The sequence below is a fragment of the Bradyrhizobium sp. 190 genome, from assembly GCF_023073415.1.
Classification (GTDB): Bacteria; Pseudomonadota; Alphaproteobacteria; order Rhizobiales; family Xanthobacteraceae; genus Bradyrhizobium.
The window spans coordinates 1-25,599 of sequence record NZ_JADPJL010000024.1 but is presented as its reverse complement, the minus strand read 5'-3'; the positions used below and the strand labels follow the sequence as shown (position 1 = coordinate 25,599).

The window sequence follows — 25,599 nt, the reverse complement described above, 5'->3', positions numbered from 1 at the left end:
AGTGAATGTCGAAATTCGTAGCCCTTGTTGTCGAAGACGACGCCTTCCAGCGTGAGTTCCTCGCTGAGCTCCTCAAGGGCGAAGGGCTGGAGGTGGTGGAATGTGCCTCTGGTGACGCTGCAGAACTGGTGCTGGCGTCAACCGGTACCGAACTGCGTGCTTTGGTAACGGATATACAACTCAGCCAAGGACCGTCCGGCCTCGAACTGGCGCAATACGCCAAACGCAAATTTCCCGACCTGAACGTCGTGATGGTCTCCGGCCGCGAACCGCCCTACGTCCCACAGGACGCGCGCTTCTTTATGAAGCCCTACCAGCCAAATGAACTACTTGACGCAATCCTGAAGTGAAGGTGCACGACGGCGCTTCGGGATATGACCCAATAAGTGTTTAAGGCCTTCCACGGCCAACTTGTGTTCGTCGTCGCCCTTGTTTTCCAGATACCGGGAGACCTTTTCCCGGGCATCACGTTCCTGCTCCGGTGTAAGACTGACCATCATGCCGTACGCTTGCATTACGCGATCAATCGCCGCCTGCATGGTGCAACCTCCTCACTTGACGCCCGGGATGTGGAACTAGCCAAAGGAACTTAAGTTCCCGATCGGGCGCTAAGCCGCCCAGTGCAGGTGCGGTGGACCGTCTAACCCGCTGTTTTGCACGGCACCGAGTCGAAATGCCTCTTACGACAGAAGGACCCGATCGAGATGGCGGAGCCGAACAGTAGGGCGTGGTCCGCTGACCCCTCCCATTTCCGGGACAGTCCCTTAAACGAACTCGCCCGCAAAAGCCCTTCGGAGGTGATGTCGCGGTATTCGACGTCCGCCACGAAGGTTGGCTCAACCCAGGCGGCCTTGGGTTTCCTGACCGGCTTGGTGAGTTTGGATTTAGGACTGACGACTGTGTCGAGTTGCTTCCTGATTTGGCTCGAAACGGTGCGCGACTAACCCGTCCCCCCTTCCCCATGTAGACGAGGTCGTTGCCTTCCTTCTTGCCGAGGTAGAGCGCGGCGACCTCCGAAGGATCTTTGACAAACCCGATGACCGGGAATTTCCCCTTCTGCACGGCCGCCTGAGCCAGGCGGCGAGCCAGAGCATCCAGTCGCAGTCTTCGTCGAGCGGCGCTCAGACTTCCACTGGTACCCAGACCTCGACCGGCGCCAGACCTCCTTGGTGCGCCCCTCATGGGAGACCACGACTTCCCCGCGCGATTGTCACCACGGACAAGCACACAGATATCTTCCGTCGAGGTAAGCCTGAAGGCCTTCGGCCCCATCCAGAGGACGGTTCAATGGTTCTGATCCTAATATTGTTGTCGCAGTTCATCTTAATTCCTTTTGCGAACTGAAGCGGAAGCCGCAGATGCGCGCACATAGCCATACATGCTCGTCCCATCCCAGCGCTTGTCCCTGATCTGGGTTGTCTTTTCGCCGACGTCAAACGCGTCCGGGCGATCCCGCGCCGTTGCCAAAGGATTCATTTTTCAATTGATTGGATCTACGACGAAAAAAATTTGGGCGGCGATGGTTAACGAACGCGGTCGAGTTGATCGCGATCGCTCAAGCGCAACTGGAAGTGTATTGGCAGTTTCCCTTGGCCAGAAAGGTGGTACACATAGGTGGTACATGCACAACTGGCCGGTCGGCGAGAAAGCCTTATTTTTGCGTCGTTTTTGACGGTTTTTCAGAACGGGTGTGGAATCCCTCCCTCTCCGCCATACTGGCCGAAAAGTCCTTATTTTTCAGTGCTTCCCTAAGTTGATTCTTTGACGGCCCATATCCTGGCCCATACTGGTATTCAGGCGACAGGAGCCCGTTCGCGAGGTCATCTCGCCGTGCGGATTCATTCGCAGAGATACGTCTGCGTGTCGGTGGTGACTTTGAAGGCCCGGAACAACCGCGCATAACCTCGTCGGTGAAGACCTCTCCGACCCAGAAGGGATGACGTACCTCGCTCAAGGCAGTAGCGTGATGTAGCTCTCACCCGATGCAAGGGTCTGGACCGTATAGTTGACCAGATTGTCCTTGAAGGTCTCCTGTCCAGTGTGGACCGCGTTCTGTTTGGCTCGGGCGACTTGCTCGTCGGAAAGCGGTTGCGTGGCTTTGATGAGCTGAAGCAGATCGACCGTTACAATGACCGAGCACCGGGCGGCATTGGTCTGCTTGTCCGAGGATAGGTAGGTCGCGGTCTTCTCCTGGAGGAGAATGATCCCGGGCGGCATCTGCAAGAACTTCCCGAACTGCTCTTCCTCGAACAGCTGTTTGACGGTTGCCAGCACGTCCGGCTTGCTGCAGACCGCTGACTCGCCACAACCAGCAAGCAGAGAAGCCAGTAGAACGACGGGCGCTATCGAGAGTGTGGTGTTCATAGTGCTTTGGTCTCCCGCAAGGTGAGGTATTGAATTGGATTGATGCGTGAACGGGTCTTGCCGATCTTTGTCCTGGATGGACGACCGCATACGACTGGTGTGTTGAGGGATGCGTGCTCTGCTACGCCACCACCGCGACGAACTTGGCGAAAGGACCGCCTGGGCCGATCGCAGTGCGAATAAGTTGCTTTTGATCCCGTTGATCGATGAATGCGACGTCGTAGAACGTGATGAAGTCCCCATCGATCATGGGATCGTGGCGATCGATTAGGACTGCAGTATTCGGTGCAAGCTGTTCGATGGTCAGTGAGGTAGGCGTCGTTGCAAGAGGCGCGCTGCCGGCGGCGATTGGTGTGCTCATGGACAGCTTGGCCGTGACGCCGACCGTGCCGACCTCGATGTCGCGCATCGCCTGGTCGGTCCTATTGCACAGATAGACTGGCATGATGCGCCAGTCACTGTGGTCCGGAAAGTACAGCGTCAGTCCACCAGGAGCCTTCTCAGGGACCGGGATGATATAGCCCTTGTCGCGCGGAGTATTCGGCGCGAATGCGACAGGAACACTCGTGATGCGCGGCGAGAACGGTGCACCGCTGCCGACAGCTTCAGTTCGGCCCACGAGCAGCGTGGCGCCAGTCTGCTTGCATGCTTCGATCGCGTCACGCAGGTGCGGACGAGAGAAGCCGTCTGTCTCCGGCTCGATGTATTCGGCTTTGATGATGGCGGGACGACTGGTCAGCCAACTGTGGACGGCAGCTCGTTGCTCCTCAAGAGCCTGATCCGAATAGGAAGGGTCGCTCGGCCGTGTGCGATAGTAGACAATAACATCCATCGGGTATTCCAAAAGACACGTAGCGGCTGATCCGCTCCCTCAAGCTTCAGCTGAGTGCTCGAGAAATTGCGGGGGTTTTGCGAACAAAGATCGAGTGTCACTCTCAAGCCACTTTCTGCGGCCTATCAGAAGAAATCTCGTGCTGAACGGGGTGCCGATCGCTCTAATCTTGAGGGAAGGCTGAACTCCGCGTAGGCGCTTTGAGGCCAATGATCAGTGTCCAGCCCGTGCGCTTATAGGAGCGGGAGAGGCTGACCATCCGATCGACGTTCTGGGCCGAAGCGGCGACTAGCGCCAGCCCCTCCGAGCTTTCAAAAAGCTCAACGAAGCGCCGTCCGACTTCTGCCTCGGTTGAAAGATGTGATCCGCGCCGAGGCGACCAAAACTCGACTACTCCATCAACATGACGTCGATCGATGTGGGAGGGGGCGCGATCAAACGTTCAAACAGTGCGGCCCTACGTGAACGGGAGTTGGATTCACATGCATCTGGCCAACCTCAACGCGCGTTATGCTTATCGTCCTCCGTTTAAGGTCCGCTTTCTGGCAGCCAAAACCGACTGAATCGGTCGAAAATGAACCAACGCGGACACAAGCCTCTATCCGCCTTTTCTGCGGCGCGATACCATTAGCGCATCTGAAGTCTAAGGGCGGCGCATGAGGAGGCGGGAGTTCATTCTCGGTCTTGCGATGCTCGCTAGTGTCGGCCGCGCGAGCGCTCAAGGCCGTGCGCGTCGTGTCGGGATTCTCTATACCGAGCCAGGTCAAGCTGACTTTCTTGAAACTTTCCTCAGAGAGAAGGGATGGATACTCGGCCAAAATCTCCAGATCGAGTATCGAATAACTCGTGGCGATACCAATCTCTCACAGGCATATGCCCGGGAGCTGCTCGCTTTGCAGCCTGATGTTCTGTTCGCAGTGACCAACACCTCTATGGCCGCTCTGCACGCCGAACATTCTAGCATTCCGACCGTTTTCGCGATGGTCAGCGATCCAGTCGGCATGCGTTACGTCGAGACCTTCTCAAGGCCCGGCGGCAACGTGACTGGTTTTACGCCATTTGAACCGTCCCTCGGTGGCAAATGGGTTTCGCTGATCAAGGAAGCGGCGCCAAACGTCGAGCACATAGGGATCGTATATAACCCTGAACCGGGCAACAATTCTTCAGCGTTTCGCAAGTCAATTGATGAAGTCGCGAGCAAAGTAGGGATTGCCTCGATTGAGACACCGAGCGGCGATAGCTCCGACATTGATCGTCTTATTCGCTCGCTCAAGGATGAGCCGAATAGTGGGCTCATTTTTCTGCCAGATGCGATCACTTCTGTCCGGCGCGTCCAGATTACTGCGCTGGTTGCAGAGTGCAGGCTACCGGCGATCTACCCGCTTCGCATCTTCTGCGAGGCCGGCGGCCTAATGTCGTACGGGGTGAAAATCGAGAAGATTTTCGCAGGCGCGGCATCCTATGTTGATCGAATCTTGCGCGGTGCCAATCCTGCCGAACTGCCTGTTCAAGTCCCAACCGAATTTGAGTTGGTCATGAACCAAAAAGCTGCACGGCCATTGGGCCTGCAACTGCCGTCCGCGTTGCTCGTTCACGCCGACGAGGTGATCGAATAGAGCTCTCCTGCTGCGACGCATGAGTGCGGTTGTGGCACCTTTGAGACATGCCGACGCTTACGAAGAATGTCGGCTTTCAGGGGTAAGGCGGAAGGAACGCGGACATCGCCGGACCGTCGCTTTTGACCCACTGCGGATTCTCGGGCGCCAAAGCGTCGCCCAGAGCTGACATTGGATTCCTTTGAGGAGAGGCGTCGGATGGCTTTTTGATTGGAGTGCGACGTTCAGTGGAATGACAACCCTAGGCCGGACACAACGCCGCGGGGCTGGGATCGTCCTCACTGATGGCGGTCAGAAGGAGTAGAATGCGGCTCGCAAGCCAGTAAGATGCCTTGACCTAAGCTCGGAGTGGCCATGACGCGGCGGGCTTTTCTCAGTGTCCTGTTTGGTGCGCTGGCATGGCCGCTCGCTGCGGCGGCACAGCAGAGCACTAGCAGCAAGCGTCTTGCAATCTTCAGCCCATCAGAGCCAAGCGCGGACTTGCACGGGCACAGCGGAAGTAAATTTTCCCGAGCCTTGTTTACTGAGCTTCGGCGGTTGGGGCAGATCGAAGGACAAAACCTCAAGGTCGAAAGTTATGGCCGAGAGCAAAACACGTCCGGCCCCGAAGCCCTGGCGGCGGAAATCGTTCGGAGCAACCCGGATGTCATCTTCTTCGTTGGCCCTGGCGCAGTGATCTTCAAAAAGCTGACATCGCGTATTCCGATCGTAGTGATAACTGGCGACCCCGTTAAGCAAGGGATCGCCGAAAGTCTGGCTCACCCGGGCGGCAATTTCACGGGAGTTAGCGTCGACGCCGGTCTATCCATTTATGGAAAACGGATCGCACTGTTGCGCGAGATGGTTCCGACGATGTCGAAACTTGGCTGTCTCGCTCTTCGATTGTCATGGAATGGGCCAACCGCAGGCCCCGCAATCCGCGCAGCGGCCGAAGCGGCAGGCCTCCCTCTCGCGGTGTCTTTGGTGGAATTTGGTGCCAGCGAAGCAGACTATCGGGCGGCGGTCGAGAGCATCTCCCGCGACGGTGCAAATGCGGTCATGGTCGTCGATTCGCCTGAGATCTTTCAAAACGCCGCTTTGATCGCCAAGTTGCTCGGCGACGCGAAGCTTCCGGCGATTTCTTTTCATCCTGAAGCCGTCGAGGCCGGGGGCTTAATGGCTTACTCCTTCGACCTGATCGAATTGTATAAGCGCGCCGCCCACACTATCGACGCAATTCTCCGGGGAGCAAAGCCCGGCGACATCCCGATCTACCAAGTAACCAGATTCGAGTTGTGCATCAATCTCAACACAGCCAAGCAGCTGGGGCTTTCCATCCCTCTCGCGCTCGTCGCGAGTGCCGATAAGGTAATTGAGTGAACGAGCAAAGGTCGGTGATGGCACGTTTGCGAAATGCCGACAGACCCGTTGATAGGGGAAGACCGGAAGTGAACGGCAGGCGGTCAAAGCGGCGCTTTTGACCCTTAGCGGTCATGGCGCAACGCCAGAATAGTGGGTTGCCGCGCTCGACATCTTGCGCCTCCAACTCCCCAGACTCCCATGCCGCGATGTGGTATGCTTCAATCTGGATTTAGTGTGGTCCTGAGCCTCCTTGGAGGGCGGCTGCATGAGACGGCGCGATTTCATCAGTCTTCTTGGCGGTGCGGCGGTGGCATGGCCGCTCGCTGTGGCGGCACAGCAGAGCACCAATAGCAAGCGTCTTGCTATCTTCAGCCCAGCAGAGCCAAGCGCGGACTTGCATGACCATAGCGAAAGCAAAAAGTCCCGAGCTTTTTTCGCGGAGCTTCGGCGGTTGGGGTGGATCGAGGGGCAGAACCTCAAGGTCGAAAGTTACGGCCGAGAGCAAAATGCGTCCGGCCCCGAAGCCCTGGCGACGGAAATCGTTCGGAGCAACCCGGATGTCATCCACGTCGTTGGCCCTGGCGGAGTCTTTTTCAAAAAGCTAACATCGCGTATTCCGATCGTAGTGATAACTGGCGACCCCGTTAAGCAAGGGCTCGCCGAAAGTCTGGCTCACCCGGGCGGCAATTTCACGGGAGCCAGCATCGACGCCGGTCTGTCCATTCATGGAAAGCGGATTGCACTGTTGCGCGAGATGGTTCCGACAATGTCGAAACTTGGCTGTCTCGCTCTTCGATTAGTATGGAATGGGCCGAGCGCAGGCGCTTTCCGCGCAGCTGCTGAAATGGCAGGCCTCCCTCTCGCGGTGTCTTTACTGGAATTTAGTACCAGCGAAGCAGACTATCGGGCGGCGGTCGAGAGCATCTCCCGCGACGGTGCAAATGCGGTCATGGTCCTCGATTCGCCTCAGGTCCTTCAAGACAGCACTTTGATCGCCAAGCTGCTCGGCGACGCGAAGCTTCCGGCGATTTTCACGTTTACCGAATCCGTCGAGGCTGGGGGCTTAATGGCCTATTCCTTCGATCTGATCGAACTGCATAAGCGCGCGGCCAATAATATCGACGCAATTCTCCGAGGAGCAAAGCCCGGTGAAATCCCGATCTACCAAGTAACCAAATTTGAGTTGTCCATCAACCTCAAGACAGCCGAGCAACTGGGTCTTTCCGTACCTCCTGGGCTCCTCGTGAGTGCCGATAAGGTAATTGAGTGAACAAGCAACGGTCCGGTTATGTCACGTTTGAGACAGTCCGACAGATGATGAGAATGTCTATTTATTGGGGTGGACCGGAAGTGATTGATCCGTGACCAAGACGACGCGATTGACCCGTCTCATTGGGCATGTCCTTAGAATGAGTTATTCTGACACTCACCAGTTTTTGTGGTTGATTTGTTGGTACTGGCATTTTGCGTGATCACATGCATGAAAAGGCCATGAGACGACGCGACGTCCTTACTCTGATTGGCAGTACAGCCTTCACGTGGCCGCTCGCCGCAAGGGCACAACAGACGGCCAGGATTCGCCGCGTCTTCTGGGTTTCGACTGAATCGCAACCCGATCCTTTCGTTGATGGATTTCGCGAAGGTTTGCGTGAGCGCGGATATGTCGAGGGCAAGGACGTATTGCTGGAACTGCGTTATTCGCCCGGCAATCCCGACGCCCTTCGTCCGGTCTTGGCCGAATTGACTCGCGGCAAGGTGGACCTTGTGGTGTCGAGCGGACCCGCCACTCGAGCAATGAGGGCGGTAACTGAAGTTCCCGTTCTTTTTGCCATTAGCGGCGATCCGGTGCAACTCGGTCTCGTCGAAAGCCTCGCACGGCCGGGGGGCAATTTTACGGGCAGTACGTTCCTGTCACTCGATCTCGCCGCAAAGCGAGTCGATTTGTTGAAAGATATATTTCCGAAATTGCGGAAGCTTGCTGTGCTGTCAAATACCGATCATCCCGGTGAGCCAGCGGAATGGCATGCCACCCAACAGGCAGCCCAAAAGCTAAGCATCAATCTGATCTACGTTCCGTTCGTGGGCGCGGGGGAATTGGACAAAGCGCTAGCCACAGTCAGCAGTGCACGTGCGGACGCGATGCTAGTGTTCCCAGAAGGCGCCACTATGGTGCATCGAGTCAAGGTTGCGCAATTTGCCATCGATCAAAAGCTGCCATCGATGTTCGGTTGGAGCGAGTACTGCGATGCCGGTGGGCTCTTGAGTTACGGAGCCAATCAGCGAGCGACCTATTTGCGACTTGCGACCTACGTTGACCGGATATTCCGGGGCGAAAGCCCTGCAAATCTTCCGGTCGAGCAGCCGACCAAGTTCGAACTCGTAGTGAATGTCAGAACGGCGAAGGCGCTGGACATCGAGATCCCGACATCGATCTTGCTAGGTGCGAGCCGAACGATCGAATGAGACGGGCCACCAGCAGTCTCATGGCATACGGACCGATTTCGACGGCCAGTTCTGGCGGGCGGCTACGGGGTGATCGAGTAGGGCGGATTGCTGCATTTCACGAGTCTGCTTCTGGCAGATATTGTTGCAAAAGTCTTTTTGGGGTGGCGAACGAAAATTCTTAGAGCGGCTAATGCGTTTTGCGCGCGGCGACGTGAGGGGCCTTATCGTCTTAATCCAAAATCGATCACGGACCTCCGTAAGTGGCGTTAAAAAGCGCCGTAGCAGCAGCGAGGTCCAAAGATCAACTTTCGCGAGAATTTTAGGGTTGTTCGATTTTCGACTTTTGCAACAATATCCGCACGAACCGGACCGGCCGGACCGGTCTGACGATGTCCGTTTATCGGGGTAGACCGGATGTGGTCGGATGACGGTCAGAACAGCGCTAATGACCCATTTGAGACATTAGGTCCTGATGCCGTTTCGTGCCGTTTGCTTGCATTTTTCATTCGCCGCCCATTCGTAAGGTGTTAGATTAGATTGCTGGGTTGAACTAAATGAGCGTGTCCGGATGCAGCGGCGCGAGTTCATAGCAGTTCTTGGCGGCATGGTGTCAGCTTGGCCGCTTGCCGTGCATGCGCAGAAATCGCTGCCCCGGATTGGGTGGTTAGTATTTGGCGACGCCAAAAAATTGGGACCGGTCGATCAGTCGTTGAAGGACGCACTCGCACAAGCCGGACTCCTCGATGGCCGCAACATCGAGATCGTCTTCCGCTACGCCCACGGTATGCCGGATCGACTTGCGGAATTGGCCACCGAACTCGTCGCGCAAAGGCCCAACGTTCTGCTCGCTGTCGGCGGTGATGTTATCAAGCCACTGTTTGAGGCAAGTGAAGGTAGCATACCCATCGTCGGTGGCGTTAGTGATAGCCCTGTCCGGTCGGGAATTGCCGTGTCTCTTGCTCGACCAAGCAAGAACTTCACTGGGATCACGTTTCTCACGGATGAAATGGCGGCGAAGCGGATGGAACTGCTCAAGGAAGTGGCGCCCAACGTCAGGAAGGTTGCGGTGGTATTCAATCCGCAGCATTTCGATGACGAAGTGAATTTTGCACGGCGCGGAGCCGAATCGCTCGGCCTTGAGCTAACGACCCACCCGATAAACAAAATCGCCGATCTCGATGCAGCGCTGCAGGGGGTGGGTGCAAGTGGCGCCGATGGCCTGCTCGTCATCTCGTCACGCCTTACTGGCATTGTTGCCGCTAAAATCGCACAATACGGCCAAGAGCGTCGTCTTCCAGTGATTGCGTCGTGGCGGGAATTCACAGACAGCGGTGCGTTGCTGTCCTACGGGCCGAGTCGGATTTTTGAGGCCAAACGTCTGGCGGGCTATGTGCAAAAGGTCTTAAACGGGGAGAAGCCGGCAGATTTGCCTATCGAGCAACCTGTGAAATTCGAGCTTGTTATCAATCTCAAAACCGCCAAGGGCCTCGGGCTCACGGTACCGCCTTCATTACTCGGCCGCGCCGACGAAGTGATTGAATAAAGCGGCTGATTCCTGCAACCTCATCCGGCGGCACTTTTCACACCTGATGTTCGCGCTCAATGATGTCTGTTCGTCGGTGTTAAGCGGACGTCGCCTACCCATCCGCCAAGGTCCGGAAATGGACCCACAGCCCTTCTGCGCCAAGCGCCGCATTTGCGACGCAGCATCTCTACCCACTGAGTGCGACGACCATCCGCCGCGCAGGCGGATACGTCGATAAAATCCTCAAAGGCACCAAGCCCTCCGATCTGCCGGTAGAGCAGCCGACCAAGTTCGAGCTAGTGATCAACATGAAGACTGCCAAAGCGCTCGGCCTCACCGTGCCACCCTTGTTACTTGTCCGCGCCGACGAGGTGATCGAATAGCGATTCATGTCCGTTGCCGGTACACTTTGAGACATGCCGACCGACGCGGAAGTGTCTGCTTGTCGGGGGTAGACCGGAAGTAGTCGTCGCACGATCAGAACGACGCGTTTGACCCACAGCAGTTGTGCGCTACGCGCCGCGTTTGCGATGCAGCATCTACACGCGCACTGAGTGCGGCGACCATCGAAATCTGATACTCTCACCCGCGTCTCCTCAAGCTGCGATGAGGATCGAATGAAGCGGCGGGAGTTCATAGCATCTGCTGCGGCGCTGCTCGTTTCGCCACAGCGTTCGTGGGCGCAGGGGACACGCCGTCGGCTTGGCTTTCTTGCTGTAGGTGATGGGAGCGGGCAGGCCCTCAATCAAACTGAGCTTGCGTTGTTTGATGGGCTGCGAAGCCACGGCTGGATAGACGGAAGAAACCTGATTATCGAGTATCGTTTTTCCCAACCACCGGATCGACTGCCAGCCTCAGTCGCCGACCTGATTGCTCTCAGTCCCGATGTGCTCATCGTCCCGGGACCGCGGGCAGCCGTGGCCCTTAAATCGGAAACTGCCACCATTCCGATTGTATTCGTGGCTGTGGGCGATCCCGTGGGGCTCGGTCTCGTGCAAAGCCTATCGCGACCAGGTGGCAACATAACGGGTCTTGCGACCATCGTACCTGAAGATTTCCTCGGGAAACGTATAGAGATCCTCCGGGAAATTGTTCCTAGCGCCTCGAAAATCGCACTTCTGGTCAATCCGGGCAATCCAATGCACAGACTGACATTAGCCGAGGAGTACCTGCCCCGCACAGCCCGGCGCCTAGACGTGGCTCTGCCGATAGTTGAGGCGAGCACGGCTGAGGAACTTGATACCGCCTTTGCCTCGGCCGCCGCCCAGCACGCCAATGGCATAGTTGATCTTGGCGATCCTCTGACCTTTGTCGAGGCTCCGCGAGTTATCGCGCTCGCGGCGAAATATCATCTACCGGCAAACTACTTGTTCCGACACTACGCCAATGGCGGATTGTCCGTGTACGGCCCCAATATACCCGATCTGTTCCGCCGTGCAGCCGGCTATGTCGATAAGATCCTCAAAGGCGCCAAGCCTGCCGATCTCCCGGTACAGCAGCCGACCAAATTCGAGCTGGTGATCAACATGAAAACTGCCAAAGCGCTCGGCCTCACCATGCCGCCCTCGTTACTCGTCCGCGCCGATGAGGTGATCGAATAAGTTCGGCACCTCCGAGTTTGTGAAGGTTTTCGGATGCCGGCCCCATGATGGTGGTGCCGCACACAGGGCGCCGGCGTCCGCAAATCTCCAAGGGAACCACGGGAGGGGCATGAAAGTGGCGCGGCGTGGGCTATGGGGATTCAGATCGGCGTAGCGACACAATTGCGACCGGTCTGGAGATTCAATCGACCAAGTCTTGAATTTCGTTTACGGGTGAAGTGCGCACACATTCACATTGAAGGCTTGGATCGGACGGTGAAAGCCCTTGAGCACGAGCCCGCCGACAGGCTCGGTCTCTGCAAGCTCCTCGATCGCCGCGAACACCTTGCTGTCGATCAGGATCTGTCCGTTTTTCGCCTCGGCGCACAGTCGCGCAGCGAGATTGACGACCGAGCCGGTGGCCGAATAGTCGTACCGGCCCTCGCAACCGATGCGGCCGAGCGTGGCGTAGCCGTGGGTGATGCCGACCCCGAACCCGAGTTCATGACCCAACTTGCGCCAGTTGGTCGCAAGCGCGGCAGCGTGGTCGCGCATCGCGACGGCGAGCCGAACGGCGCGCAGCGCAGGATCGACACATGGCAGCGGATCGTTAAACAAGACCATGATGCCATCGCCGGCAAAGCGGTGCAACGTACCTTCGAACTCGTGGATGAGCCCACCGAGGTCCGCGTGGTACTCGCGCAGAACCGCTATTACCTCCTCCGGCTCGGCCGTCTCCGCAAAGGCCGTGAACCCCCGCAGATCACAGAACAACACGGTCACATCTCGGCGGTGGCTGTCCAAGAGCTCTTCGCCCGAGGACAGAACGATCTCGGCAATCTGCGGCGCCAGGAAGCTCTTGAGCCGGCCCATGCGTTCGATCTCGGCGACTTGCTCCGTGACGCGCTGCTCAAGCGTGCGGTTCCAGTCGGCGAGTTCGTGCGCCTGCCCCTGCACCTTGTCATGAAGCTCCTTGAGGCGCAGGACCGATTTCACACGCGCTACCAGCGCGGACTGATCGATCGGCTTGGTCAGATATTCGTCGGCCCCGGCCTCGAGCCCTGTGACCACATCCCTGGTATCGGCCCTGGCCGTCACCAGAATGATGGGCATGAACGGAAGCTCGGCATCCTGCTTGAGCCGGCGGCAGACCTCGATGCCGTCGATCCTGGGCATCATGACGTCGAGCAGGATCAGATCCGGGGCCCTTTCTCTCGCGGCAGCGAGCGCTTCCTCTCCGTCGGCCGCGTGCATGAGCTCATAGCCGTGTGGCGCAAGCCGTGCGCTGAGAATGTCACGGTTCGCCTCGCTGTCGTCGACGATTAGAATGAGGGGAGGATGGTGCATCGGAGCTCGGCTCGTTAGGGCAGATATTCCCGGATCTTGGCGAGCAGCTCACGCGGACTAAAGGGCTTGGTGACATAGCCCTCACAGCCCGCAGCCCGCGCCTTGTCCTCGTCTCCGCTCAGGGCGTAGGAGGTCACCGCGATAATGGGAATTGCGGAGAGTGCCGATTGAGCCTTGATGCGGCGTGTCGCCTCGTAGCCGTCCAGAAGCGGCAGCTGTATATCCATTAGGATGAGATCGGGCCGATCCGCGGCGGCTGCCGCAACGCCGTCCTCGCCATTTTCGGCTTCGATCAGCTCGTATCCGACGCTCGAAAGCAAATCCCGCAGGATTCGCCGGTTGTCCTCTTGATCTTCGATCACCAGGATGCGCTTGGTCATGGTTGCCTCGCCTGTTGCTCGACTCGCACCGGAATCATAAAGGAAAATGTCGCGCCCTCGCCAAGGACCGATTCCACCCAAATCCGCCCGTGGTGCAGTTCGATGATCCGCTTGGCGATCGACAGGCCGAGCCCCGTTCCGCCCTTCTTGCGGGTCGAGGATGTGTCGGCCTGCGCAAACTCCTCGAAGATCGTCACTTGATGGTCTGCCGAAATTCCGGGCCCGGTATCACGAACGGCGACCGTAAACGTGCCATCCGCTGCCGAAGCCTTGATCGACACCGAGCCCCGGTCCGTAAACTTGATGGCGTTGCCGACAAGGTTGAGCAGCACCTGCGCGAGGCGACGCTCATCGCCGCGGCCAATGGGCAGATCCGGGGCGACTTCAACATTGAGCGCCAGATCCTTTTCGGTTGCGAGCGACTCGACCGCGACGACCACGGCGTGTACGGCGTCTCTAAGCGAGTAGTCGGTCAGCGACAGGGTGAGCTGACCCGCCTCGATCTTGGACAGATCAAGGACGTCGTTGATCAGACCAAGAAGGTGCTTGCCGTTGCTCTGAACGCGCTCGAGCACCGCTCGCATCTTGTCGGGCATGTCACCATAGATGTTGTCCAGGATCAGCTCGGTGTAGCCGAGGATGGCGTTGAGTGGCGTGCGCAGCTCGTGACTCATGTTGGCGAGGAACTGCGATTTGTGCTTGCTCGCAATCTCGAGCTGCCGGCTCTTGTCCTCGATCTCATGGAACAGCCTGGCGTTCTGGATCGCCAGCACCGATTGGGCCGCGAAGGTCTGCAGGAGGTCGATCTTGCCAGCCGCGAACGTGCCGGTGTCACGCCGCCGTACCACCAGGGCGCCGACGATGGTGTCGCGGCTGAGCAACGGCACAGCCAGCAGCGATCGATAGCCGGCGCGTAGGATGAGCTCCAGCGTCGGCGAGGAGGGCTCCTGACGAAGGTCGGAAACCTGCAGGGGTCCGCGAACCGAAGCGGCCTGCTGCATCAGCCTCTCACCGGCGCCGATCCGTTGGTCGCGGATCGCTGCAATCAGCGCCTCGTCCATTCCGTAGGTGGCGCTCAGCCGGAATTGCTGTTGCGCCTCGTCGAACACGTAGATGGCGCCGGCATCGGTACCCGAGAGCTGCACCGCCTTGGCGACGATGGTCGCAAGCACGGTTTCGAGATCGAGCGTCGAGTTCACCGCCTGCGTGACGTCGCCGAGCGCTTTCAGCTCCTGGACCGAGCGCCCGAGCTCCTCCGTTCGCGCCTGAAGCTCATCGAGCAGCCGAACATTCTCGATCGCGATCACGGCCTGGTCGGCGAAAGTCCGAACCAACTCGATCTGCCTGTCAGTAAAGGGTTGCACCCGCTGGCGTCCGAGATTGATCGTACCGACCACGACCCCCTCGCGCAGTAGAGGCACGCCGAGCATGGTGTGAATTTTTTCCAGCGTCACCGCCTCGGTTATGGAGTAATCCTCGTCGGAAGCGATGTCGGCGATGTGGACGACCTGTCCCTCAGATGCAACCCGTCCGGTCATGCTCCCTCGCCCAACGGGCAAAACGCGACCTCGAATGAGCGCGTTGTATTCGGGCGCAAGGGAAAAGGTTGCTACCACCCGATAAGCTTCTCCCTCGAGGTTGGATATCAGCGCGGAATCGGCTTCGCATAGCCGTACGGCAGATTCGACCAGCGTATCGAGCACCGTCTGCAGGTCAAAGGCCGACCGGCTAATTACCTTAAGCACTTCCGCGGTCGCTGTCTGCTGCTGCAGGGACTCCCGCAATTCTGCGGTCCGCTGCTCGACCTTGTTTTCCAGGTCGGCATAAGATTCCTGCAACCGCGCGCCCATTTCGTTGAACTGGTCAGCGAGGCTTTCCAGTTCGTCGCCCGTCTTGATTGAGATGCGCTGGCCGAGATCGCCGGCGCCGATGCGTGCGGCGCCCGCGCGCAGCGCCTGGATCGGGCCGACCATGCGTCGCGCCAGCAGGATCCCCGCAAGCACAGCAAACACTGATGCCGCAAGCAGCACGAACGCTAGCCGCTGCAAGGCGGTGTAGAGCGGGGCATAGGCTTCCTCGACCGGCAGCTCGACAAACATGGTCCAACCGAGCGGTAAGATCGGCGCGGATGCGGTCAACACCTCTTGCCCCTGGATGTTGCGCGCGCCCTGCAGCTCGTCGGCTGTGCCGCCCGCCTGCCCAGCTTGCGCCGCTTGCACCTGCGCGAGCTTGGACATGTCGGTGTTGCGCAGCACAAGGCTGATGTCGGGATGCGCAATCAGCCGGCCCTGAGCGTCGACGACATAAGCGCGGCCGTGCTCGCCAACCTTGATCTGGGACACCACGTCCCAGATCAGCTTCAAGTTGACCTCGGCGATGCTGACGCCGGCGTCCTTACGGATGCCGGCCGCCGCCAACGTCATATAGGGCTCGGATTCCCTGCGGAAGTAGACCGGCCCGTAGTAGACCTTGTGGGCGACGGGCTCGGTGAATTTCGGCTCCTTTGAAAGGTCAAGGCCGCTGTCGATCACGTTCATGGCCAAGCGCGAGACGCGCAGCCGCTCCTTGCCGGCAGAATCCACCTGCGCGAGTTCGGTGATCGCCGGCACCTGACGCAGCAATCGCAGCGCGTCAAAGCGGCGCTGTTCGATTGAATCCGCCGACCACGGTAATTGGGTGGTCCATCCGAGCTGGTTCTCGATTTCCTTGATGAACCGGCTGATCTTGGCCGCCGCAGCCACCGCCTGTTCGTGCTGAATCTGGATCAGCGAGGCCTTGTGCTCGCGGTAATAGAAGAAAACCTCGAAACTTCCGTTGGCGAGCAGCGCGACGCCAACGACGGCGACAAACAGCGCAACGTACTTGATGAAGAGCCCGCTGCGGTTCCTCGCGCCGGGTGAAACCGCTCCCAACCCCGCGCTCGCTACCGGCGATCCCGCTAGCGTCCGACCCCGTGGCGTATCCGGGTGGAGGGAGATGCTCATTGCTCAAATCTAGCAGCAATGCTGCAGCTTGTCTCAGCCTGCGGACCGGGAGCCGGCAGGCGGTAACGGAACCCGAGGTTGCTCGCCCAGCTGAGAGTTACCGAAAGCTACAATCCCTGGCGGCCAACCACCAAGCTGCTAAGCCCTCTATGCCACAGGCGTGGTCCTCTGAGGGGGAGGGCGCATGCGACGAAAGGAATTCATCTCATTCCTTGGCAGCGCGGCGACGTGCTTGCCCGCGGCGAGTGCGGCAGCAATCATCTCGGAGCCAAACTCGGCCCGGACGCTTCGTAATTTGGAGACAGTGACAGCGCTCCACCTCCCGTCGCATGCGTTAGCCGCGCCGACGACGTGGATCCAATGAGGCGTAGTTCGGTGCATGAGTCCGGAGTTGGCACCCTTTGAGACATGCCGACCGGCTCAGAGAATATCTGCTCTCAGGGGTAGACCGGAGTGCGCCGGGAGACCGGCAAGGAGTAGATGGTGCAAGTCCATCACGATGAAGGAGTAGCGAACCGCATCGGCCCCGAGTCATGCGCAGATACCCGTGAGGGTATTGGCGAAGCGTTGACAGGGGAGCGCATAGGCCAGCCATTGAGCCGCGAAAGTACCCTCATCCTGGGTGCCGACGTCGTTCCGGTGACGGAAGGCAACACGGATGGGCGCGATAACGCGAGCGCCCAGACGGCCCGGCGTGGTCTTAGACACTGGCATGTGCGCACGCTCTTTGCTCGGGAACCGGGAGATCTCATGGTCGGCCAGCGCCAGCATGCGTGCTGCACTGGTCCGCGTCGGGAAGGCGAGGAGCCGTAGCCGACGATGTACGATCATGAGAAGTCTGATCCCGCCATAGTAGCTGTGAAGCCGACGAACAAAGCCGGGCAACCGGCTGCGGAGTTGGTGGAGCCAAGGGCGGGGGCCGAGGGGAATGTGAGTCAGCAAAGCACGGGCCGGGCACAGTACCGGGGAACCGTGTCACAGGCGCTGGCGCGCATACGGCAAGCTGCAAGGCAAAGGAAGAAGGAGAAGTTCACCGCGCTCTTCCATCACGTCAGTATTGATCACCTCGCAAAGGCATTCTCTGAACTCAAGGAGAGTGCTGCAGCTGGAGTGGACGGGCTGACATGTCGGGACTACGAGCAGCACCTCGAGCGCAATCTTGAGGACCTGCATGCACGCGTCCATCGGGGAGCGTATCGGGCACTACCGTCGCGGCGGGTTTACATACCCAAGCCGGATGGTCGGCAACGCCCGATCGCGGTCGCCGCCCTTGAGGACAAGATCGTCCAGAGAGCCACGGCTGCGGTGCTGAGCGCGATCTACGAGGAAGATTTCCTCGGGTTCTCGTATGGGCTCCGACCCGGACGCAGCACGCACGATGCGATGGATGCGCTCATGGTCGGGATCACCAGCACAAAGGTGAACTGGATACTGGACGCCGACATCCGCTCGTTCTTCGACACAGTGAGCCAGGAGTGGCTCATCAAGTTTGTGGAACATCGCGTCGGCGACCGGCGTATCATCCGCCTGATCCAGAAATGGCTCAAGGCAGGTGTCCTGGAAGACGGGATCGTGACGGTCAGTGACAAGGGGACCGGGCAGGGATCGGTGATCTCACCGCTTCTGGCCAATCTCTACTTGCACTACGCTTTCGACCTCTGGGCCGAGCGCTGGCGACGGCGTGAGGCTGCGGGCAATATGATCATCGTGCGCTACGCCGACGACCTCATTGTTGGCTTTGAGCACGAGACCGACGCCCGTCGCTTCCTCGACGAGATGCGTAAGCGGTTACAGGAGTTTGCACTGTCGCTTCATTCGGAGAAGACCCGGCTGATCGAGTTTGGACGCTTCGCGGTGGAAAACCGCAAGCGGCGCGGGCTCGGCAAACCGGAGACCTTCACCTTCCTGGGCTTCACCTTTATCTGCGGCAAAACTCGTCGGGGCAAATTCCAAATCAAACGGAAGTCCCGGCGGGATCGCATGCAGGCAAAGTTGCAAGCCATCAAACAGGAACTGCGACGGCGCATTCATCAGCCGATTCCCCAGCAGGGAAGATGGTTGCAGCAGGTCGTCACCGGCTACTTCAACTACCACGCGGTGCCGACAAACAGTTCGACACTGACCGCGTTCCTATTCCACGTCACCAATCTCTGGCGGCGCACGCTACGGCAGCGGAGCCAGAAAGACTGGACGACCTGGGAGCGGATCAAGCGGCTGGCCGACGACTGGCTCCCGAAACCGCGAATCCTTCATCCGTGGCAAGAGAGTCGCTTCGCCGTTAGACACCCAAGGTGGGAGCCGTATGCCCGAATTGGGCCCGTACGGATCTGTGCGGGGGGCGCGAGGTAACTCGCGTCCCTACCGCGAAAGTGACTGGCGCCTGGTCGGGATGACGAGATTGACCCTAAACGGACATTGCCTAATGTGGTATCCTTTGTCCTCTTATGCGCGTCAGGAGAGGTCGGGTAATGAGACGGCGGGACGTGATCACGCTGGCGATCGGCGCGATTTTGGCGGGACTGCCAAATGCACGTGCGCAGCAGTCCTCTCGTAAAGTCTGGCGTCTGGCTTTCCTGAACACCGACTCATGGGAAAGTGAAGTCCAGCGCGCCTTGTTCGATGTTTTCAGGAACGAACTGCAGAAGCTCGGCTACGCGGACGGCAAAAACCTTGTCATCGAGCGTAGAGCGGCGGAGGGGCATATCGAGCGCCTCGATCAGCTTGCGAACGAGTTGATCGCCATAAATCCAGACGTAATGGTCGCAGTTGCAACACCTGCCATAGCCGCCGCGCAACGAGCAACCACAACCATTCCTATTGTGATGTGGGGAGCCGGCGATGTGGTGGCTTTGGGCCTTATCAAGAGCTTAGCGCATCCCGGGGGAAATCTTACCGGTGTAGCCACGATGTTCTCCGACACAACGGGTAAGTCACTCGAACTTCTGCACAGTATCCTGCCCGCAGCAACGCGAGTGGCCGTGCTGGGTTCGCCCATCCCCGCCCGCAAGCGACAATTCGAAGAGGCGGAGGCCGCTGCAAAGATATTGGGTCTGGTGACGATCCCCATCTTTACTTCCTCCCGGGATGATCTCGGCCAAGCTTTCGAAAGAATGGTGCAGGAAAGGTGCGATGCACTTTTCGTACTTGCTGCTCCGATAGAGCCGGAAATTGTTTTACTGGCCGGCCGCAAGAAGATTCCAGCGGTTTACCAAATCAGCGCCTTCGTGGATTTGGGTGGCCTCGCAAGCTATGGGGCAAGCCTCGCAGTGATGGGCAAGCAAACGGCACAATACACAGCCAGGATATTTCAGGGAGCCAAACCAGCAGAGCTTCCGGTCGAGCAACCGGTCGCCTTCGAACTTGCCCTGAACCTCAAGACGGCTGCGGCACTTGGATTGAGAATTCCGGCGGAGGTCGTCGGCCGTGCCGACAAGATAATTGAATAATGACTGCTTCCTGGGCCGCGGCCGACCTGAGCACAGAGGGCCGTGACGTCTGCTTCCAGAGGATTAGGCGACAAGGTCATGCCGCCTGCCGAGGGCAGCCTTTGGACCCATAGCTGACGTTCGCTACGTGCTCTTCAACGGCTTTGCGGTTTCGCGGGCGCCGGCGATGAAGAGCTGCGCGATCGGGCTGAGCGTACGATTCTTCAAGGTGATGATCGCAGTCGGATAAGGAATGCTGGGTACATCCGCTGGCAGCAATTTGAGCGGCAGGTGCTTACCGAACCGCAACATCGAGAGCGGAAGCATCGTCAGAACCCGACCTGTGGCCAAGAGGTGATAGTGGAGCGGCAATGAGAAGGAGGTCATCTGCGCACGCGGAGGCTCCAGACCCGCGGCGCGAAATGCCTGCGAGATGCTGACCCCCGGCACGCTGTCAGACGGTGGCAATACCCAAGGCTCGTCGATCAAATCGGCAAGCTTGAACTTGCGCCGGCGGGCCCATTTGCTTTCGGCGCCGGCCATCACCACAAACTTGTCGTCGAAGAGGATTTCGGCACTGATATCCTGATCGAGGTTCAAGCGAGAGATTGGACCAATCGCGAAGTCGATGGTGCGCTGACGGAGCTCCCGGTTGACGAGCGTGATGCTGTCCCCGGGCACGAGGTGGAAGTTAACGCGCGGGTGCTGGCGCGAAACGCGGTCGCTCACCGCAGAGACGAAACCTGCAGCCATTGTTTCGGTGCATCCAAGACGTAACTCTCCGCTGCCGGGATCGGTCAGGAATTCGAGTTCTTCAACGCCTTGGCGCAATTCATCGAACACGGCAGTACCGCATTTGAGCAAAGCCCGACCATAGATCGTCGGTTCGATGCCCTGAGGTCCCCGATCGAGAAGGCGGAGGCCAACAGCATGCTCAACATCGGCAATGGCCTTCGAAATCGACGGCTGTGAGATCGAAAGGTCGATAGCCGCCTTTCCCATGCTGCCCGATCGCGCGACGGCGAGCAGGATGTGCAGGTCGCGCAACTTGAGACGCCGTCCAACGCGATCAGACCACTGCATGCGATCATTCCTGAATGGCTATGGGATGGTCAAACAATAGAATTACCGGATATGGGCCAATTTGGCCATAGTGCCAGCGTGACCAGCTGGGGCCCCGGCAGCACAAAAAGGTGCAACCGCTCGCAGGAGGTCGTGATGAAAACATCTCTGGTGTTGCCACTACTGGGATTGCTGTCGCTTTGCCCCATTTCGGCGACGGCCCAGCAATCGGATGGAGCCGAACGCTATCCGGCGCGACCGGTCAAGCTGATCGTGCCCTACGGGGCGGGTGCCGCGGCCGATGTAATTGCCCGCATCGTCACGCAGAAACTCTCCGAGGATATAGGTGCGCAGTTCTATGTGGAGAATCTGCCGGGTGCCGGCAGTGTTATCGGCACGCTCGCCGCCGCGCGCGCTCCAGCGGACGGATACACGCTCTTATTGGTGAACCAGGACTTCGTCATCCAGCCGCTGGTAAAATCGAAGCCTGGCTACGATCCTTTCAACAATTTCATCGCGGTCGCATCGCTGGCGGCCGCACCCGAGACGATCTCGGTCCATCCATCGGTGCCGGCGACGAGCATGGAGGAACTCATTGCGCTGCTGAAGGCCAATCCGGGCAAGTACAGCTATGCCAGCCCGGGTTACGGAACGTCGCCGCATATCGCCGTCGAGCGACTGCTCAAGCTGGGGCACAATCTCGACGTCGTGCAGGTCCCGTTCCAGGGAGGCGGTGCGGCTGTCATGTCAACGCTTGCCGGGCACACTCAAATCCTTCACATCACGCTGCCACTTGTCGCAGGGCACATCCAGGAGGGCAAATTGCGTGGCCTCGCAGTGGCGGATACCAAGCGTTCCTCGCTCGTCCCCGACGTGCCGACCCTGAACGAAGCCGGCATCGCGAAGCATGAGGTCGGATACTGGACTGGCATCATGGTGCCGGCGGCGACGCCGGACCGGATCGTCAGCCTGCTCAATCAAGCAGTCGGCAAGGTCCTGTCATCGTCAGACGTCAAGGAGCGCCTGGCGAAGATCGGTTTCGAACCGATGCCCGGCACGGCTGAGAGTTTTGCGCACCACATCCGTGCGGAGGCGGCCGAATGGGGCCGGGTGATTGCGCGGGCGAACATCAGGATCGACTGACAATCATGACGGACTCAAATCAGACGCCGCTGCTGCGCCCCCCACAAACGGGGGGCGCAGCAACTTCTCAACCGGCCGAGACCTCGCGGCAGATCGAGCGCATGATACCGAGCCGAATTCTTGAAATCAGCTATGCCTTCTGGCGATCGAAGGCCTTGATGAGCGCCGTCGAGCTTGACGTATTCACAACGCTTGCCGACAATTCTCTCGACCTCGAAACCCTGACACGCCGGACCGGAATTCACGAACGTGGCGCTCACGATTTTTTCGACGCGCTGGTCGCGCTCGGCGCACTCTGGCGAGACGCGGACGGACGATACGGTAACCAGCCTGAATTCGATTACTATCTTGATCGCCGCAAGCCGACTTACCTCGGCGGCCTCCTGGAACATCTTAACGCGCGGCACTATCAGAATTGGGGCTCGCTGACTCAGGTGCTCCGTACCGGCGTTCCTCCTACCGGTGGCGTCGGAACCTACAAGGCCCTGCATAACGGTCATCCCATGCAGGAGATATTTTTGAGTGGCATGACAGCGGGGAGTCTTGTGTCGGCTCAAGCGCTCGCGGCGAAATTTCCGTGGCGCCAGTTCAAGACGATGATTGACGTCGGAACTGCGCAAGGCGGCGCGGCTGTAGAGATCGCGTGCGCTCACCCTCATCTCACCGGCGGCGGCTTTGACCTTCCGCAGGTCGAACCTGTATTTGCAAGCTACGTTTTGAAGCACGGACTATCGGATCGGCTGAAGTTCTATTCCGGTGACTTCTTTTCCGATCCGCTTCCCACCGCCGATGTTCTCGTGATGGGGCGCATTCTTCACAACTGGGACCTCGCGACCAAGAACATGCTACTCGGGAAAGCCTATCGCGCGCTCCCGCCCGGCGGTGCGCTCATCGTGTACGATCCGCTGATCGACGATCGTCGCGCTGACGCGCACGCTCTCCTGTCTAGCCTGAACATGCTGATCGAAACCGCAGGAGGTTTTGAGTACACCGGCGCTGACTGCAAGGAATGGATGAGGCAAGCCGGATTTATCGAAATGCGCACGGAGCCGCTGGGGGACATGCACACGGCGGTTATCGCACGCAAGGCTCTATGAGCGCGGTCGACGTGGCAGCTTTGTCCGCGCTCTACCTGTGCTCCGAAACTGGATTCGAACGATCCGAGTTCCAGCTCCGTCAATACCTCTCTTTGGCACCTTTGAAACATGCCAACTTTGTCGAGCATGTCCGAGTTCAAGGGCGAAGCGGAAAATATATGCTCGTACTGAGTTCTTCTCAGTTTGACCCGCAACGGACGTTTGATCTGAACTGCCGATGGGCGAGGTTCCCATGGGTGCTGGCCGGACATTTCGCGGGCGTGAGCCGATGCGCGGATTTGATCCGGCTCCCGAGTTCGTTTTTCCGGGGACCTTTTTCCTTCAAGACCATCCAATCGGGAGCACGCACAGCGCCGATGAGAACCGAAAGCGGGAAGGCGAGCATGCGGGCGGAACATTAGCGCGAGACGAGGCCGAGCCCGCACGCGCTCGGGACGGCAGTGGCTTTCGACACATCACCAAGGAGGTAACCAATGGCAGAGGCGCTTTTGACTTCTATCACGAGACGCAAGGTGGTCGCAGGGCTGGCGCTGACGGCCGCCCCAGTGGCTTTGGCAGGTGCGGATAACGCGTATGCGCAGGCCCAGCAAACCGTGCCAGAGAAAAGTCTGTATGAGCGGCTGGGAGGCGTATTCGCAATCGCGGCGGTGGTGGATCACTTCAGCGACGCCGTCGTGAAGAGCCCCGTCGTCGGCCAGAAGTCCAAGAACCCGCAACTGCGGGAATGGCACACCAAGAACCTGAAAAGGTTGCCCGGCCTCAAGTTCATGCGCACGCTGTGGGTCTGCAACGTTTCGGGTGGGCCCTTCCAGTTCACCGCCACCAAGCCCAGTAAGACGCCTGTTGGCCTGGAGGAGGCCCATCGGGATCTCCGGATCTCCCCGGCCGAATTTGATGAGGTCGTAGCCGAACTTGGACGGACGCTGGACTTCGCCAAGGTCCCGAAACGCGAGAAGGCCGAAGTCCTGGCAGCCTTTGCCGCCCACAAGGACGAGGTCACGGCCGGCTACGTCGCGGCCGCCAAGCGCGGCTGAAGCTGCTGCAATGCCCAGTCCAGACGATCCCGCTCAGCCAACGCTGGGCGGGAAGTGTCGCTGCGCCCCGACAAGATGACCGAATAAAACGACGAGCTGCGGTGCAACGAGTCTGTTTGTGGCACAAAGCAGACCAACTGTCGTAGAGATAGATGGAGCGGACAGAGGCTTCAGTTGCCGCTTGATTACCGCTATTTAATCTTCGCACTCATCCTTCGTTCACAGAGGAACCTCTACGCTCGCTGCGGAGACTACCTCAACGGGAGAACGTAGATGAAACTTAGATTCGCACTTCTCGCATTAGCAACTTTAGGTAGCGCATCACTTTCGACCGGCACCGCTTCAGCGATGCCGCTCGCCCCCTTGGGACAGTTCCAGTCCTCGAACGTCGAGAGCGTTGCAGTGGTCTGCGGTCCGCGCGGTTGCGTCCGCACAAGGCCCGTGTATCGGCGCGGGGCCTACGTCGTCCGCCGCCCCTATGTACGTCGCGGCTACGGATACCATCGGGGCTATCGTCGGTACTAATCTTGAAAGAGGGCCTCGGCCCTCTTTTTTCATCCTGCTAACGTTCGATCGCGATCAATCGCGCATGAGCGGTAATCCCTCGAGCCCTTAAAGCAAGGTCGGCGCTGTCGCTTTATTTCTCGCTGCCTGATGCTGGTGGAAGTTAGTGGACGTGAAGGCGCTGAAGGCGCACTCGAAGGCCAAGACGCCGATTGCCAAGATCTCCAAGCAATTGAAGCGGTCGGTCCCCGCACTGAGGGCGAAGGCGCACCAGCTCGGCATCGGCCTGGGTCACCAGCGCTGACGCGGCGGCCCATTGGGCTAGAGACTGAGCGCGAAGCGCTCGACGCGCTCAAACGGAATGGCCGCAGATTGCTCTGCGGCCCACCGGTTCAAAATATGCTTGTCCGTGCTGAAATGCGCTGCCGGCTCTGCCACCGGCACTAGCACCATAGCGGGCATTTTCCTTCCCCGGGAAAGTACGGCCCGTGATCACGGGACGTTCCGGGTCCGGAAAGTCCTTTCCGGAAACGGGCAATCTCCTTCCAGTTCGGAACAGACCGTCAACGGCGGCGGCCGACTTCTCTGCTGAGCGCTCGCCGGCTATACCCAAGTATGCTGGAACGGAAGCCAGCGTACCTACATTTGGTCATCATGGAACGGATCTTACTAACGGCGATCGCGGCGGCCCTGCTGATACTCATCGGGTCGGCCACCATGCTGATCTACGATACGGGACATTCCGCCGCTCTGGTGCGGTCACCGCCGGCACACCTCGCAGCCCGAGGTTCGGTAATGGGTCAGTTTGATTATGGAAGACTGATGGACTCACATTTGAAGTGCAACGGTTGATTTGAGGAGAGAGAATGCCTCGGCTGGGGTTTTGAAGTCGAGGCATTTTCGCGGCGTCTCATTGTAAG

23 protein-coding genes are annotated in these 25,599 nt (G+C 59.0%); 14 read left to right on the top strand and 9 right to left on the bottom strand.

Features of this window, described 5'->3' with window-relative positions; all coding sequences use genetic code 11:
• The first annotated feature begins 5 nt into the window (after positions 1–5).
• Positions 6–350 carry a response regulator gene (locus IVB22_RS16365; RefSeq protein ID WP_247518358.1) on the top strand — a complete coding sequence of 115 codons (345 nt, stop codon included), beginning with the start codon at positions 6–8 and terminating at the stop codon, positions 348–350.
• Here the strand turns inward: IVB22_RS16365 and IVB22_RS16360 are convergent.
• From IVB22_RS16360 to IVB22_RS16345, 4 genes are all read right to left on the bottom strand, one after another.
• On the bottom strand, positions 327–539 hold the full coding sequence (locus IVB22_RS16360; protein WP_247518357.1) for a hypothetical protein: 213 nt from the start codon (positions 537–539) through the stop codon (positions 327–329). The genes IVB22_RS16365 and IVB22_RS16360 overlap by 24 nt on opposite strands.
• Before the next feature lie 101 nt (positions 540–640).
• Positions 641–919: a hypothetical protein gene (locus IVB22_RS16355; RefSeq protein WP_247518557.1), complete on the bottom strand. Its 279-nt coding sequence runs from the start codon at positions 917–919 to the stop codon at positions 641–643.
• Between the two features lie 1,031 nt (positions 920–1,950).
• Positions 1,951–2,364 carry a hypothetical protein gene (locus IVB22_RS16350; protein WP_247518356.1) on the bottom strand — a complete coding sequence of 138 codons (414 nt, stop codon included), beginning with the start codon at positions 2,362–2,364 and terminating at the stop codon, positions 1,951–1,953.
• Between the two features lie 121 nt (positions 2,365–2,485).
• Positions 2,486–3,196, bottom strand: a complete 711-nt coding sequence (locus tag IVB22_RS16345) for a recombinase family protein (RefSeq protein ID WP_247518355.1) — start codon at positions 3,194–3,196, stop codon at positions 2,486–2,488.
• A gap of 656 nt (positions 3,197–3,852) precedes the next feature.
• Between IVB22_RS16345 and IVB22_RS16340 the strand changes: the two genes are divergently transcribed.
• The 7 genes from IVB22_RS16340 (at position 3,853) to IVB22_RS16310 (ending at position 11,724) form a co-directional block, all read left to right on the top strand.
• Positions 3,853–4,812: an ABC transporter substrate-binding protein gene (locus IVB22_RS16340; RefSeq protein WP_247518354.1), complete on the top strand. Its 960-nt coding sequence runs from the start codon at positions 3,853–3,855 to the stop codon at positions 4,810–4,812.
• Between the two features lie 354 nt (positions 4,813–5,166).
• Positions 5,167–6,171: an ABC transporter substrate-binding protein gene (locus IVB22_RS16335; RefSeq protein ID WP_247518353.1), complete on the top strand. Its 1,005-nt coding sequence runs from the start codon at positions 5,167–5,169 to the stop codon at positions 6,169–6,171.
• Between the two features lie 247 nt (positions 6,172–6,418).
• Positions 6,419–7,423 (top strand): ABC transporter substrate-binding protein, encoded by a 1,005-nt coding sequence (locus tag IVB22_RS16330; RefSeq protein ID WP_247518352.1) that lies wholly within the window; start codon positions 6,419–6,421, stop codon positions 7,421–7,423.
• A gap of 221 nt (positions 7,424–7,644) precedes the next feature.
• Positions 7,645–8,616 carry an ABC transporter substrate-binding protein gene (locus IVB22_RS16325; RefSeq protein ID WP_247518351.1) on the top strand — a complete coding sequence of 324 codons (972 nt, stop codon included), beginning with the start codon at positions 7,645–7,647 and terminating at the stop codon, positions 8,614–8,616.
• A gap of 550 nt (positions 8,617–9,166) precedes the next feature.
• Complete coding sequence (locus tag IVB22_RS16320) at positions 9,167–10,141, top strand: ABC transporter substrate-binding protein (protein WP_247518350.1); 975 nt, start codon at positions 9,167–9,169, stop codon at positions 10,139–10,141.
• A gap of 176 nt (positions 10,142–10,317) precedes the next feature.
• Positions 10,318–10,506 carry an ABC transporter substrate binding protein gene (locus tag IVB22_RS16315; protein WP_374207552.1) on the top strand — a complete coding sequence of 63 codons (189 nt, stop codon included), beginning with the start codon at positions 10,318–10,320 and terminating at the stop codon, positions 10,504–10,506.
• Between the two features lie 234 nt (positions 10,507–10,740).
• On the top strand, positions 10,741–11,724 hold the full coding sequence (locus IVB22_RS16310) for an ABC transporter substrate-binding protein (protein WP_247518349.1): 984 nt from the start codon (positions 10,741–10,743) through the stop codon (positions 11,722–11,724).
• 207 nt (positions 11,725–11,931) lie between these two features.
• On the opposite strand, the gene IVB22_RS16305 is transcribed toward IVB22_RS16310, so the two are convergent.
• The 4 genes from IVB22_RS16305 to IVB22_RS16290 form a co-directional block, all read right to left on the bottom strand.
• Entirely contained in the window at positions 11,932–13,050 is a 1,119-nt protein-coding gene (locus tag IVB22_RS16305) for an adenylate/guanylate cyclase domain-containing protein (protein ID WP_247518348.1), read from the bottom strand.
• A gap of 14 nt (positions 13,051–13,064) precedes the next feature.
• The gene (locus IVB22_RS16300; RefSeq protein ID WP_247518347.1) at positions 13,065–13,430 is read right to left on the bottom strand and encodes a response regulator; all 366 of its coding nucleotides are present in this window, start codon (positions 13,428–13,430) and stop codon (positions 13,065–13,067) included.
• On the bottom strand, positions 13,427–16,414 hold the full coding sequence (locus IVB22_RS16295; protein ID WP_247518346.1) for a GAF domain-containing protein: 2,988 nt from the start codon (positions 16,412–16,414) through the stop codon (positions 13,427–13,429). Before IVB22_RS16295 ends, IVB22_RS16300 begins: the two co-directional genes overlap by 4 nt.
• Before the next feature lie 531 nt (positions 16,415–16,945).
• Positions 16,946–17,185 (bottom strand): hypothetical protein, encoded by a 240-nt coding sequence (locus tag IVB22_RS16290; RefSeq protein WP_187436064.1) that lies wholly within the window; start codon positions 17,183–17,185, stop codon positions 16,946–16,948.
• Positions 17,186–17,233: 48 nt separating this feature from the next.
• Between IVB22_RS16290 and ltrA the strand changes: the two genes are divergently transcribed.
• Together ltrA and IVB22_RS16280 are read left to right on the top strand one after the other, a co-directional pair.
• The gene (ltrA, locus tag IVB22_RS16285) at positions 17,234–18,763 is read left to right on the top strand and encodes a group II intron reverse transcriptase/maturase (protein ID WP_247518345.1); all 1,530 of its coding nucleotides are present in this window, start codon (positions 17,234–17,236) and stop codon (positions 18,761–18,763) included.
• Positions 18,764–18,897: 134 nt separating this feature from the next.
• A complete protein-coding gene (locus IVB22_RS16280; RefSeq protein WP_247518344.1) occupies positions 18,898–19,860 on the top strand; it encodes an ABC transporter substrate-binding protein in 963 nt (320 codons plus the stop codon).
• A gap of 123 nt (positions 19,861–19,983) precedes the next feature.
• Here the strand turns inward: IVB22_RS16280 and IVB22_RS16275 are convergent, their stop codons facing one another.
• Entirely contained in the window at positions 19,984–20,886 is a 903-nt protein-coding gene (locus tag IVB22_RS16275) for a LysR family transcriptional regulator (protein WP_247518343.1), read from the bottom strand.
• A 171-nt stretch (positions 20,887–21,057) separates the two neighbouring features.
• Here IVB22_RS16275 and IVB22_RS16270 point away from each other — a divergent pair, with 171 nt between their 5' ends.
• From IVB22_RS16270 to IVB22_RS41400, 4 genes are all read left to right on the top strand, one after another.
• Positions 21,058–22,044, top strand: a complete 987-nt coding sequence (locus tag IVB22_RS16270) for a tripartite tricarboxylate transporter substrate binding protein (protein ID WP_247518342.1) — start codon at positions 21,058–21,060, stop codon at positions 22,042–22,044.
• Positions 22,002–23,141, top strand: a complete 1,140-nt coding sequence (locus tag IVB22_RS16265) for an acetylserotonin O-methyltransferase (protein WP_249805236.1) — start codon at positions 22,002–22,004, stop codon at positions 23,139–23,141. Before IVB22_RS16270 ends, IVB22_RS16265 begins: the two co-directional genes overlap by 43 nt.
• Positions 23,142–23,614: 473 nt before the next feature.
• Complete coding sequence (locus IVB22_RS16260) at positions 23,615–24,175, top strand: group 1 truncated hemoglobin (protein ID WP_247518341.1); 561 nt, start codon at positions 23,615–23,617, stop codon at positions 24,173–24,175.
• A gap of 676 nt (positions 24,176–24,851) precedes the next feature.
• Positions 24,852–24,983, top strand: coding sequence for a hypothetical protein (locus IVB22_RS41400; protein ID WP_256467428.1), 132 nt, complete (start codon positions 24,852–24,854; stop codon positions 24,981–24,983).
• Positions 24,984–25,599: the final 616 nt, after the last annotated feature.